The organism is Streptosporangium oxazolinicum (genome assembly GCF_039537505.1).
GTDB lineage: Bacteria > Actinomycetota > Actinomycetes > Streptosporangiales > Streptosporangiaceae > Streptosporangium > Streptosporangium oxazolinicum.
Window position 1 is genome coordinate 427,239 of record NZ_BAABAQ010000002.1, and the last position, 12,843, is coordinate 440,081.

Here is a 12,843-nt window from a genome sequence, read left to right on the forward strand (position 1 = left end):
ATCCACACAACAGACCTTAGGAGCGGGCGGCCGAGACCCAGGAGGCGTGCAGGTCCGCGTAGACGCCGGGCCGCCGTACCAGCTCGGCGTGCGGGCCGCGCTGCACGATCCGGCCCCTGTCGAAGACGAACACCTCGTCCGCCGCCTCGGCGGTGGAGAGGCGGTGGGCGATGGAGACGGCGGTGCGGCCCCGCGTGACGCCCTCCAGGGCGCGGGCCAGCCGCACCTCCGTCGCCGGGTCCACCGCGGAGGTGGCCTCGTCCAGCAGCAGCAGGTCGGGGTCGGCCAGGTAGGCGCGGGCGAGCGCGACGAGCTGGCGCTCCCCCGCCGACAGCGACTCGCCGCGCTGGCCGACCCTGGTCGACAGGTCGGCGGGCAGCCCCTCCAGCCAGTCGGTGAGCCCCAGCTCGGTCATCGCCAGCCGGATCTCCGCCTCGGTCGCCGAGGGGCGGCCGAACCCGATGTTCTCCGCCAGGGTGCCGTCGAACAGGAACCCGTCCTGCGGCACCATGACGATGCGGCGGCGCAGCGAGGAGAACCGGACGTCCCGCAGGTCGTGGCCGTCGACCGTGATCCGCCCGGAGACCGGGTCCATCAGGCGGGTGAGCAGCTTGGCGAAGGTCGTCTTGCCCGACCCGGTCTCCCCCACCACCGCGATCCGCGAGCGCGGCGGGATGTCCGCCGAGACCCCGTGCAGCACCGGAACGCCCCCGGGATAGGAGAAGCCCACGTCCTCGAAGGAGACCGAGATGGGGCCGCGCGGCAGCTCGACGCCGTCGGGGCCCGGGTCGGCGACGTCGGCGGGGGTGTCGAGCACGCCGAGGACACGCCGCCACCCGGCCACGGCGTTCTGCGCCTCGTTGAGCACCTCGGTGGCGATCTGCATCGGCGAGACGAACAGCGTGATGAGGAAGAGGAAGGCGACCAGGCGCCCCTGGGTGATGTCGCCCGCCATCCCGAGCCGCACCCCGACCAGCACCACGGCGGCCAGGGCCACGGCGGCGACGATCTCGGTCAGCGGGAACACGGTCGCGACGATCCGCTGGGTGCGGGCCTGCGCCGTCCTGTTGGCGTTGATCGCGATGTCGAGCCGCTCGGACGTACGGGCCTCGGAGCCGTGGGCCCTGATCACGGCCGCGCCCACGACCGACTCGCTGACGGCCGAGAGCATGTCGCCGGTGCGCTCGCGGACCCGCGTGTAGGCGCCGGAGAGCCACCGTTGGAAGCGCGGCAGGGCGACCATGAGCGGCAGGAAGCACAGCCACACCATCAGGGCGAGCTGCCAGGAGTAGACGAACATCAGCACGGTGGCGACCAGGAGCTGCCCCAGGGCGATGATGATCATCAGCCCGCCCCACTGCATGAACACGCTGATCTGGTCGACGTCGCCGGTGACCCGCGAGACGAGGGCGCCTCGGCGCTCGGTGTTCTGGGTGAGCACCGACAGGTCGTGCACGTGCCGGAAGCCGCGCACCCTGAGCGTGGCGAGGGAGGACTCGGTGGCCCGGTAGAGGCGGACGTTCATCAGGTACGCGCACAGCGCGGTGAGCACCACGGCGGCGGCGCACAGCAGCACGGCGGTGCGGATGTAGGCCACGTCCGGGGCCCCTCCCCCGAGCCCCGTGTCGATGGTCTGCTGGATGGCGATCGGTACGATGATCTTGCCGACCGTGGCCAGCACGGCCAGCGCGAGTGTCCCGGCCAGCCCCTTGCGGAACTCCGGCGTGAGCGACAGGCCGTGCCTGACGGTGGCGAGCCCCGAGCGCTCGACCCCCTGGAACGAGCTCACCGGCACCGTCCTCCCAGCGGGCCACGGCCCCACTCGCCCGGCCCGCGCCGCGTCGGCCCGGCGGGGCGCTCCCCCGGCCGGTTGTGCTTCCTCACGCGCTGACCTCTTTTTCTCGCTCGGCGTCGAGCGCCTCGCGCTCGGCGCCCTGGCGTTCGTAGGCGGTGACCAGGTTGCGGTAGCCCTCGCATCGGGCGAGCAGCTCCGCGTGGCCGCCCCGGTCGACGACCCGGCCGTGGTCGAGGTAGACGACCTCGTCGGCCAGGGCGATGGTGGCCATCCGGTAGGCGATGACGACCACGGTGGAGGCCTGGGCCGCGTCCCGCAGCCCGTACAGGATCCTCGCCTCGACCTGCGGGTCGACACTGGAGGTGGCGTCGTCCAGGACGAGCAACCGAGGGCGGCGTACCAGCGCGCGGGCCAGGGCGATCCGCTGGCGCTGGCCGCCCGACAGGGTGGTGCCGCGCTCGCCGACCCGGGTGTCCAGCCCCGAGGGCAGGGCGCTGACGAACCCCTCGGCCTGCGCCAGGCGCAGCGCCGCCCAGACGTCCTCGTCGCCGACCGGCAGGCCGAGGGTGACGTTGCCGCGCACGGTGTCGTCGAACAGGAACGTCTGCTGCGGCACCAGCGCCACCGCGTCGCTGACCCCGTTCCTGGCGACGTCGCGCAGGTCGGTGCCGTCCACGAGCACGACGCCCTCCGCCGGGTCGACCAGTCGGACGAGGGTCTGGGCGAGGGTCGACTTGCCGGAGCCGGTGGGGCCGACCAGGGCGACGGTACGGCCGGAACCGACCTCCAGGCTCACGTCGCGCAGGACGGGGAACTCACCGTCGCCGTACGCGTACCCGAGGCCGCGGACCTCCAGCCTGGCCGGTTCGGTGCCGGACAGCTCGACGGCGCCGTGATCCATGGAGCCGGTGGCGTCGAGCACGGCCTGGACCCGCTCGTAGCCGACGACGGACCGGGGCAGCTCGGCGAGCACCCAGCCCAGCGCGCGGATCGGGAAGGCCAGCAGGGTGAACAGGTAGGCGACCTGGACCAGCACGCCGGAGCCGATCGCGCCGCTCTCCAGCCGCATCGCGCCGATCAGCAGCACGGCGAGCACGCCCAGGGTGGGCAGCGCCTCCAGCATCGGATCGAACAGGCCGCGGACCCGTCCCACGGCGATGTTGGCGTCGCGCAGCTCGTTGGCCTTGGCGAGGAACCTGGCGGTCTCCTCGTCCTCGCGGCCGAGGGTCTTGACGACCAGGGCGCCGTCGAAGCTCTCGTGGGCGATCTCGCTGACCTCGGCGCGCAGCCGCTGGGCGCGGGTGGCGAGCGGGTTCAGCCTGCGCTGGTAGACCAGGTTGAGGACGGCGATCGCGGGGAAGACCAGGAAACCGACGAGGGCGAGGACCGGATCGGTGATCACCATCGCGACGGCGGCGGTGACCAGCATCACGGCCACGCCGACGGCCATCGGCAGCGGGGCGAGCGGCGCCCAGGCGGCCTCCACGTCGGACCCGGCGTTGGACAGCAGCTGCCCGGTCGGGTGTCTCTGGTGCCAGGCCAGGGGAAGCCTCAGATACTGGCGGGTGACGTCGCGGCGGGAGCTGGCCTGCATCCGATACTGCATGACCCCGGCGAAATACCGCCGCCCGGCCACGCCCAGCGCCTTGAGCAGGGAAGCCCCGAGGATGAAGAGCGCGCCGAGGGCGAGCGTGCCCGTCGTGATCTGCCCGTTCCCGAAGGCCGGGAGCACGACGTGGTCGGTGGCCCAGCCCAGCGCCCAGGCCGAGGCGACGGTCATCACGCCGTACAGGGCACTGGACAGCACCGCGGCGGAGAAGATCGCCTTCTCCGCCCGGATGGCCACCCCGAGGACCCCGAGTCCCCTGCGCATGACTGCGGTGGTCATCTTGCTCGCCACGCGGGGGGTGTCCTTTCGGTGGGGAACGTTGTCACCTAAGTCCCTATCACTGTGGATCATGCGGTTATTCCCGAACCGCCTTCGGTAGTGTCATGCCTACACCTCTGGTTGCCCGCACAACGACGTCGTGAGGATCACGGATGAACCACGCCCGCGCCGAACGAGCCGCGCTCAGCGACCTGTTCGCCCAGCTCGGCCCGGATGCTCCCACACTCTGCGAGGGCTGGACCACCTTCGACCTCGCCGCCCACCTCGTCGTCCGCGAGCGCCGCCCCGACGCCGCCGGAGGCATCGTCCTCAAGCCCCTGGCCGGGCACACCGCCAGGGTGCAGGAGTCCATGAAGACCAGGAAGGGGTACGCGGACCTCGTCGAGCTCGTGCGTTCCGGCCCTTCGGGGATCTATCGCCTGCCCGGCCTCGACCAGGCGGCAAACACGACGGAGTTCTTCGTCCACCACGAGGACGTACGGCGGGCGCAGCGGATCTGGGAGCCGAGGGAGCTGCCCGCCGACCTGGAGGAGAGGTTCTGGAAGCAGATCCACCGCGGCGCCCGGCTGTTCCTGCGCCGCTCCCCCGTCCGGGTCGTCCTGCACCGCATCGGCGGGGGTGTCGCCATCGGCGGCCCCAAGGAGGGCCCGCAGGTCGAGCTGACGGGCACGGCCGGGGAACTCCTGCTGTTCTGCTTCGGCCGCCAGTCCCACGCCAAGGTCGACGTGCGCGGCGACGACGAGGCCGTCGCCAGGCTGATGGACGCCCCGCTGGGCGTCTGAGCGGGACCGCTTCCGGGTGGAGCCGCACTCCCGCACAGGCCGGGGACGTCTGAGCGGGACCGCCTGCCCGGGGACGTGACGACGACCCGGGCACCGGGTTCCGGTCGCGGCCCGCCCCGGCCTACCCGACGACGTCTCCGCGCGTTTCCTGACATCGGCCCGTCACACCGGAACCCCGGCGCGGGGCGACACGCCCGGCCGGTCACCGGATCGACGATGACCAGCAAAGACAATCCCCGAGATCGGCGTACGCACAGCGGCGATCTAGCCCTACCGGTATACCTGGCAGTGAATATTGGACAGGAGCGCCTCGCGACCGCACGATGGCGGGTGTGACCTATGCCAAACTCGCGACCAGACCACGGCTTGCCGCTGCGGGACGGGTATGATCATCAAAATCCGGGAGCCACCCGGGCCGCAGATGCCAAAGATCGATAAAATTCGGGTATATACGGCTGGGATTGGAACTGCCAGGAGGCCCCCATGCAGGTCAAGAAGGTCCTCACCTACCTCGCGGTAGCGTTCGTGGTCTTCTATCTGTTCACCAAGCCCGCTGAGGCGGCGAGCGCGGTCAACGGAGTCTTCGACGGGATCATAAGGGGGGCAGACCAGTTGGCTCTGTTCTTCACCCGAGTGCTCACCTAACCGCACGGCGGGCTCCCCCCGCCCCGAACCGTGTCACCCGCGCTCCCGGCTGATCCACAGGGGAGCGCACACCCCCCGCGCCGAACGCCATGCCGTCGGCCCCGCCGATCCCGGAAACGTACCGCGCCGATCGCCGGAAGCCGTCACGGCACCCCCGCCCCGCGAACCAGCGACGAGGTCACACCCGCGCCCCGCCCGAGGCCGCGCGGCCCCCGCCGTACAGAGTGGTACGGAAAAGGGTGGTCCGGACAACACCCACGCGACGTGACACGGAGACCACCCGTACGGCGAACGCCCTGACCCGATCATGGATGACCACGGAAGACATCACGGCACTTCCTTGATGATCTTTTCGGCACCCTGGAGGAAAGTCCGTTTCTCGTACGGGGGATCGTTCATGCATGGCAAGCAGGGTTTCCCCGGAATCGGGGCGATCGTCGCCGGGGCCGTCGCGTACGGCGTGCTGGCGACCCCAGGAGTCGCCTTCGCGACCCCGGACCCAACACCGGCACTCCCCTCCGCCCAACCTCAGCCCCAGCAGTCCCAGTCCCAGGCACCGACACCAGCCTCGGCCCAGACTCCAGCTCCGGCACCGATACCACCCTCCGCCCAGGCCCAAGCACTGACACCACCTTCGGCCCAGGCATCGGCTCCGCTGCCGCCCTCCATCCGGACACCGGTGGCGGGCGGGTCCGGGCGGCCGGTCGCGAAAGGCTCCTCGTCTCTCTCGGCCCACCCGCTCCTCGGCCACTTCGGCGTCGCCGTCAACCGGCCGCTGAGCGGAAGGATCACACTGGCCAACCCGACCGGCGAGACGCTCGCCTTCAAGGTGACCAACCCCGCCCTTCTGCCCGCCGGGATCACGCTCGACGCCGACGGCCTGCTCGGCGGCACCTCCCGGGTATCCGGCACCTGGACGGTCCCGGTCGAGGCGTGCACCGCCTCCGGTGGTTGCACCACGGGAGCGGTGACGATCACCGTCACCTGCGAGTGCGCCGCCTCGCCCCCCTCGTCCCTCCCTCCCTCGGGCACGCCCTGCTCCGACAGCGGTGCGGGCGACGTGCTCACCGCATAGACGTGCTCACCGCACAACCGTGCGCTCACCTCACAGCCAACGCGCTCATCCCGTAACCAACGCGCTCACCGCATGGCCGCGGACCGGAGGCTCGCGATCTTCCCGGACCACCCGGGGGCGAGCGCCCCGGTGCTTCCCCTCCTCACGAGGACGTGTTACGCAGGAGGTATGGGAGACGACCAGGCCATGACCGGCCCTCACAGGCTCGACGCCGCGGCGCTTCGCGCCATCGAACGCGCCGACACGGAGGGCGTCGAGCTGGTTCGCTTCCTGTACGCCGACCACGGCGGCGTGATCAGGGGTAAGGCCGCCTCCCGCCCCCGGCTGGCGGAGCGGATCCACACCGGCATCGGGCACACCGTGGCGATGATGGCGATGAACATGCTCGACGAACTCCAGGACGTCGAGGGTCTCGGCCCGGTCGGGGAGGTGCGGATCGTCCCCGACCCGGCGACGTTCGTCCACCTGCCCTACGCTCCCGGCGCCGCGGCCATGCTGTCGGACCTGCGCCGGGTCGACGGCTCCCCCTGGCCCCTCTGCCCGCGCACCTTCCTGCGCGAGGCGGTCGCCGCCCTGGCCGCCGAGGGCCACGCCCTCGTCGCCGCCTACGAACCCGAGTTCACCCTCGGCCGCCGCGAGCCCGACCCCGCGGGCGGCCTGGACCGCCTGGTCCCCGCCGACGACAGCCTGTGTTACTCCACCGTCGGCTTCAACCAGCTCCACGACTACACGATGGCCCTGGTCCGCGCCCTGGAGAGCCAGGGGTTGCGGCCCGAGCACTACCACCCCGAACTCGGCAACGGCCAGCACGAACTGTCGATCCACCACGCCCCCGCCCTCCAGGCCGCCGACAACCACGTGATCTACCGCGAGACGGTCAGGGGCGTCGCCGCCCGCATGTCGATGTGGGCCTCCCTCGCTCCCAAGCCCCTCGCCGACCAGCCGGGCAACGGCGCCCACCTGCACGTCTCCCTCTGGGACCCCGAGCTCAAGACCAACGCCTTCGGCGACCCCGAGGGCCGCTACGGCATGTCGGCCACGGCCTATCGCTTCATCGGCGGCCTGGTCGCCCACCTCCCGGCACTCACCGCGCTGACCTGCGGCTCGGTGAACAGCTTCCGGCGCCTGACGCCGAGGTCGTGGTCGAGCGCGTACGCCTGCTACGGCATGGACAACCGTGAGGCGGCGGTGCGGATCTGCTCCCCCACCGGACGCGACGCCGCGGCGTCCGCCAACCTGGAACTCAAGCCCTCCGACTCCTCTGCCAACCCCTACCTGTCGCTGGGTGCCGTCATCCACGCGGGCCTGGACGGCATCCGCCGCGACCTCGACCCCGGCGACCCCGTCAACGTCGACCCCGCGACCCTCCCCTCCGGACGCGTCCCCCGTCTCCCGGCCTCCCTGGACGAGGCCCTGGACGCCCTGGAGGCCGACGACGTCCTCATGAACGCCCTCGGTCCTCTCCGCGCCTCCGCCTACCTGGCCGTCAAACGCTCCGAGGCCCGATCCTTCGCCGCCCAGGACGCCGCCTACGAACTGTTCCACCACTTCCGGGTCTTCTAGCGCCCCAAAACCCTAAGATCGCCGTATATCCCACGTGTCCGGGAGGGCGAGACAAAAAGCAGAACCGGGACGATCCTGGCACTCACTCTCCTGCCCGGCGGATCTCGAATCATCCGACATCTCGCCCCCTCCTCTCCTCGCCCAGATCCAATGGTGCCAGCGAACGAGATGCGGCGTCGCATCGCACGGATCATCCTCAGGCCGCGATGATCATGGCTGGTGAGTCCTCCAGCAGGAACCGGATAAACCGGCGAGCGACCGGAACCTGATCCATCCGACCGGGAAAGACCCGCCGGTAGATCATCCCCTTCCCCTCACACCTCTGTCACTCTTCGTCATCCCTCGAATACGATCCGCTCACGCTCGATTCAAGGAGGGCCCATACCAGGCGAAGGGATACCGCACCCTGCTCGGCTGCCGCCGCGGGGCACTGCGCGCCCGCTCGTTCACCTTCGACCAGCTCGCCTACCTCCTGGCCCTCGATCACGATGTCAGTCCCCTGCGCCTGTACCGCTACGCCCACGGCCGCACCGCCCGCGACATCGTCGCCGCCCACGACGATCTCGTCCCCCGAAAGGACCACCGAGCCCATGAGCGGCCCACCGAGAACCACAAACCTCCACACCGGCGAGCGCACCGCTCAGCCACGCTGTGAGGCGCGTACGAACCCCGATACCGTGGTACGCATGACCGTCCCGCATGGCCACGAACCCCACGGAGCACCTCCGTGGGCTCCGCGTTACTGGAACGCGGACGAGTTCATGAACCATGACTTCGGCGACGTCGGCCGTCGATTCGAGCTTGAGGACGGCTGCATCGTCATGACCCCCGCGCCCTCCATCCGCCACCAGCGCATCGCCCGCCGCCTCATCAACGCCATCGAGGCATGTCTGCAGGCCGACGACCTGGACCTGGACGTGGAGGGACCGGTCAACTACCGCCTCAACTCCGACACCGTGTTCGCCCCCGACATCGCCGTCTTCCAGCGCGGCACCGACAGTGACCTCTACGTGGAACCGCACGAGATCGAGATCCTCGCGGAGGTCACGTCCACCAACTCCAACCGCGACCGCCTCACCAAGATGAACCGCTACGCCCGGACCAAGTGCGAGTGGTACTGGATCATCGACCAGAACACACTGGTCATCGACGTCTATCAGCTCGACGGCGATCTCTACAGGCAGGTGGCCGCCCTCACCCCCGGCACCGCCGCCACCCTGCCCGGCCCCGTTCCCCTGACGATAGATCCGGGAACGCTCGCCTGAAAGCCCCTCGACGCTACGGCCTCACCGCGGCGCGGACGATGGCGCGCCGGATCGGCTCGTAGCCGGTGCACCGGCACAGGTTGGACGTGAGCAGTTCCCGCAGCCGCTCCGGGTCGGCGGCGATCGCGGGGTCGGACTCCAGCGCGGCGGCGGCGAGCATGAGGAAGCCCGGTGTGCAGAAGCCGCACTGCAGGGCGTGCTCGGCGGAGAAGGCCGACTGGAGCGGATGCGGTTCGCCGCCGGGGCCCGCGAGCCCCTCCACCGTGCGCACCGAGCGCCCGTCGCACTGCACGGCCAGCATGAGGCACGACCGCACCGCCCTGCCGTCCACCACGACCGTGCACGCGCCGCACACGCCCTGCTCGCAGCCCAGGTGCGTACCGGTCAGGCCGCACTCCTCGCGCAGCACGTCGCCGAGGACACGACGGGGTTCCACATCCAGGCTGTACGCCTGGCCGTTCACGGTGAGTGTGATGTTCATCGGCGGGCTCCCCCGTGGTCGGCGTACGCCTGGCGCAGTGCCCGGCCGACGAGGACGGTGACGACCTGCCGCTGGTACTCGACGTCGGCGTACGGCCGGGCGACGGGGTCGGCGTCGTGTTCGGCGGCGATCCGCCCGGCACGGCCGAACAGGTCGTCGTCGAGCGGCGACGAGCCGACCAGCGACCGCTCGGCGGCGTGGGCCCGCACCGGCCGGTCGGCGGCGTTGGCGAGCCCGACGCGGGCCTCGGTGATCACGCCGTCGAGCACGGTCAGCGTCACCACCGCGGCGAGCTGGGCGAAGCTGGCGTGCGTCCGCCGGTGTTCGGCGAAGGCGACCCCGGTGACGTCGTCGAGCAGGGGAAGCCGTACGGCGGTGATCATCTCCTGTGGCAGGCGCGCGGTCCGGTGGGGGCCGTGGAAGTAGTCTCCGGCCCCGACCGTCCGCGTGCCGCCGGGACCCCGCAGCTCGACGTCGGCGTCCAGGGTGACGGCGACGGCGCACCACTCCGCGGCGGGGTGCGCCCAGGCCAGGCTGCCCGCCATGGTGCCGAGGGCGCGGATCGGCGGATGCGCGATGTTGACGACGACGAGCGAGAGCAACCGGCCGAGTGGCCCCGGCGCGACCAGGGGCGACTCGAAGGCATCGAAGGCATCGAAGGCCTCGTGGCGGACCAGTGCCCCGACGTGCAGGGCGCCGCCGTCCACCCGCAGCCGGTCGAGACCGCGGACGCCGTTGATGTCCACCACCAGGTCGGGACGGGCGCGCCGGTAGTGCATCTCCAGGATCAGGCTCTGGCCACCGGCGAGTATCGACGCCCGCTCCCCGGCCCCGGCGAGCGCGGCCACCGCCTCGTCCACGGTGCCCGGCGCGACGTAGTCGAAGGCCGCGGGCTTCACGGACCCTCCCCCGGCTTCGCCTTCGTCCCCGAGGCGCGGGCGGCTCGCCACACCACGTCCGGGGTGAGCGGCATCCGCAGCAGGTCCGGATCGGTCACCCCCAGCGCGTCGGCCACCGCGTTGACGACGGCCGGAGGGGTGCCGATACACCCCGCCTCCCCGGCGCCCTTGGCGCCCAGCGCCGTCCACGGGGTCGGCGTGGTGGTCTCCCTGATCTCCATGGGCGGCATCTCGGTGAACGTCGGCAGCAGGTAGTCCAGCAGCCCGTAGGGCAGCATCGGCACCCCGGCCTCGTCGTAGGGCACCCCCTCGTACAGCGCCTGGCCGATCCCCTGCGCGATCGACCCCCTGGCCTGCCCGGCGACCGCCGCGGGGTTGAGCATCACCCCGCAGTCGTCCACCCCGACCAGCCGCAGTATCCGTACGGTGCCCAGCTCCGGGTCGACCTCCACGACGGCGGCGTGGGTGCCGAACGGGAACGCCATGTCCGTCTCGAACCGGTCGTCCACCCGGAGCGGCCCGGTGGCCGCGACCAGCTCACCGAGGCCCAGGGTGACGGACCCGTCGCGGGGGCTCAGCACGCCTTCCGACCAGGCGACCTCCTCGACCGGCAGCCGCCACAGCCGCGCGGCGCGCTCCCTGGCCCGGTCGACCAGCGTGGTGGCCGCGCGCCACAGGGCCGGACCGCCCACCTGCGCCGAGCGGCTGGCGTAGGAGCCCACGCCGTCGGCCAGTTCGTCGGTGTCCCCCTCCACGAACCGGACCCGTGACTCGTCCAGGCCGAGGGTGGTGGCCACCAGCGAGGCGAAGGTCGTCTCGTGGCTCTGCCCGGTGGAGGCGGTGCCGCAGCGGGCGACCACCGTGCCGTCCGGGCACGCCTCGACGCTGCCGAACTCGTGGAGGGCGCCCGTCTCGCCGCCGGAGCGTTCCACGTAGCAGGCCAGCCCGATGCCGAGGGGCGTGGCGGCCGGGTCCGCCCGGCGCCGGTCCCGCTCGGCGCGCCACCGGTCGTACTCCAGGGTCTTCAGCGCCATGTCGAGCGCCGCCGCGTAGTCCCCGCTGTCGTAGAGCCGCCCGGTGGGGGTCTCGTACGGGAAGCGCTCGGGCGGGATGAGATTGCGGCGCCGCAGCTCGGCCGGGTCCATGCCCAGCCGCCCGGCCAGCACGTCCATCGACCTCTCCAGCGCGAACGTCGCCTCCGGCCGCCCGGCGCCTCGGTAGGGATACGTCGGCATCGTGGTGGTCAGTACCGAGCGGAGCGTGGCGTGCACCAGGGGTGTGGTGTAGGGGCCGGTGGCCATCCGGGCGGTCTGCGTCGGCAGGCCCGCCCCGATGTGCGGGTAGGCCCCCACGTCGGCGTCGATCCTCAGCTCGTACGCGAGCAGGTGTCCCTCGGCGTCGGCGGCGAGCCGGACCCGCTGGTCCTGCCCCCGGCCCCGGGTCGCGGCCAGCAGCGACTCGGCGCGGTCCTCGATCCACCGGATCGGCAGGCCCGTCGTCACGGCCAGGAAGGCGACGGTGACGTACTCCGGGAACGTCGCGCTCTTCGAACCGAACGCGCCGCCGCTGTCGGGGGTCACCACCCGGATCCGCCCCGGCGGCAGGTCCAGCGCCTCGGCCAGTTCGCGGCGGAGCCGGTGCGGCGCCTGGTGGGAGCACCACACGGTCAGCCGGTCCCCCTCGGGGACGGCGAGGAACGCCCGGCACTCCATGGGCGAGGGCAGCAGCAACTGCTGGCGGTAGCGCGCCTCGACCACCACCGCCGCGCCCTGCCAGACGGTCTCGTCGATCGGGGTCCCCACCGACCGTTCCAGCGCCACGTTCCCCAGCCCGTCGAACAGGGGGACCGGGCCGTCCAGCGCCTCGGCGGCCGACACCATCGGCGGGAGCGGGTCTATCCGGGCGACGACCTCGGCGGCGCCGTCCTCGGCGCGGTAGCGGTCGTCTCCGACGACGACGGCGACCGCCTCACCGGCGTAACGGACCCGGTCGGCGACCAGGGAGGGCCACTCGTGCCCGGCCACCGCGTCCCGCGCCGACAGCCCCGCCAGGACCGTGAAGGGAACCGGGGGCAGGCCCGGCAGATCGGCGGCCGACCAGGCACCCCGGACCCCGGGGACCCGGCGGGCGGCGGCGCAGTCCACCTCGCGCAGGCGGCCGTGCGCGACGGGGCTGCGGACGAACGCGGCGTCCAGGCAGCCCGGCACCACGATGTCGGCGACGTAGCGGCCGTGGCCGGTGAGCAGCCGCGCGTCCTCCCGCCTCGCCCAGACATGCGCCACGACGTCCTCCGAACCCTGGATTCAGACTTCACCCCTTCCCGCCTCGCCACCTCACATAGCACTCATATAGTCATAAATTAGACATTTCATGGTTTAAAGGTGAATAACCGGCGCGGCGAGGCGCCCCTGGGAAAGCCGATGGCGCTGGAGGCGCACCGACCCGGCACG

The 12,843-nt window shown here is 71.8% G+C and carries 11 protein-coding genes; 5 read left to right on the top strand and 6 right to left on the bottom strand.

The window, feature by feature from the left end:
• Positions 1-16: 16 nt before the first annotated feature.
• Both ABD817_RS06900 and ABD817_RS06905 read right to left on the bottom strand, forming a co-directional pair.
• Positions 17-1,789 (bottom strand): ABC transporter ATP-binding protein, encoded by a 1,773-nt coding sequence (locus ABD817_RS06900; protein WP_344916159.1) that lies wholly within the window; start codon positions 1,787-1,789, stop codon positions 17-19.
• Positions 1,790-1,880: 91 nt separating this feature from the next.
• Positions 1,881-3,683, bottom strand: coding sequence for an ABC transporter ATP-binding protein (locus ABD817_RS06905; RefSeq protein WP_344917215.1), 1,803 nt, complete (start codon positions 3,681-3,683; stop codon positions 1,881-1,883).
• Between the two features lie 152 nt (positions 3,684-3,835).
• Between ABD817_RS06905 and ABD817_RS06910 the strand changes: the two genes are divergently transcribed.
• The 4 genes from ABD817_RS06910 (at position 3,836) to ABD817_RS06925 (ending at position 7,748) form a co-directional block, all read left to right on the top strand.
• Positions 3,836-4,465, top strand: coding sequence for a TIGR03085 family metal-binding protein (locus ABD817_RS06910; protein ID WP_344916161.1), 630 nt, complete (start codon positions 3,836-3,838; stop codon positions 4,463-4,465).
• A gap of 483 nt (positions 4,466-4,948) precedes the next feature.
• The gene (locus ABD817_RS06915) at positions 4,949-5,110 is read left to right on the top strand and encodes a hypothetical protein (RefSeq protein WP_329093223.1); all 162 of its coding nucleotides are present in this window, start codon (positions 4,949-4,951) and stop codon (positions 5,108-5,110) included.
• 397 nt (positions 5,111-5,507) lie between these two features.
• Entirely contained in the window at positions 5,508-6,185 is a 678-nt protein-coding gene (locus ABD817_RS06920; RefSeq protein WP_344916164.1) for a putative Ig domain-containing protein, read from the top strand.
• Between the two features lie 186 nt (positions 6,186-6,371).
• Positions 6,372-7,748 carry a glutamine synthetase family protein gene (locus ABD817_RS06925; RefSeq protein ID WP_344916166.1) on the top strand — a complete coding sequence of 459 codons (1,377 nt, stop codon included), beginning with the start codon at positions 6,372-6,374 and terminating at the stop codon, positions 7,746-7,748.
• 325 nt (positions 7,749-8,073) lie between these two features.
• Here ABD817_RS06925 and ABD817_RS06930 read toward each other — a convergent pair whose 3' ends face one another.
• Positions 8,074-8,340: a hypothetical protein gene (locus tag ABD817_RS06930; protein WP_344916168.1), complete on the bottom strand. Its 267-nt coding sequence runs from the start codon at positions 8,338-8,340 to the stop codon at positions 8,074-8,076.
• A gap of 94 nt (positions 8,341-8,434) precedes the next feature.
• Here ABD817_RS06930 and ABD817_RS06935 point away from each other — a divergent pair, with 94 nt between their 5' ends.
• Positions 8,435-9,013, top strand: coding sequence for a Uma2 family endonuclease (locus ABD817_RS06935; RefSeq protein WP_344916170.1), 579 nt, complete (start codon positions 8,435-8,437; stop codon positions 9,011-9,013).
• A gap of 13 nt (positions 9,014-9,026) precedes the next feature.
• Here ABD817_RS06935 and ABD817_RS06940 read toward each other — a convergent pair whose 3' ends face one another.
• The 3 genes from ABD817_RS06940 to ABD817_RS06950 are packed head-to-tail and all read right to left on the bottom strand — an operon-like array spanning position 9,027 to position 12,675.
• Positions 9,027-9,494: a (2Fe-2S)-binding protein gene (locus ABD817_RS06940; protein ID WP_344916172.1), complete on the bottom strand. Its 468-nt coding sequence runs from the start codon at positions 9,492-9,494 to the stop codon at positions 9,027-9,029.
• Positions 9,491-10,393, bottom strand: a complete 903-nt coding sequence (locus tag ABD817_RS06945; protein WP_344916174.1) for an FAD binding domain-containing protein — start codon at positions 10,391-10,393, stop codon at positions 9,491-9,493. The genes ABD817_RS06940 and ABD817_RS06945 overlap by 4 nt, the downstream gene beginning before the upstream one ends.
• Positions 10,390-12,675, bottom strand: coding sequence for a xanthine dehydrogenase family protein molybdopterin-binding subunit (locus ABD817_RS06950; protein WP_344916176.1), 2,286 nt, complete (start codon positions 12,673-12,675; stop codon positions 10,390-10,392). The genes ABD817_RS06945 and ABD817_RS06950 overlap by 4 nt, the downstream gene beginning before the upstream one ends.
• Positions 12,676-12,843: the final 168 nt, after the last annotated feature.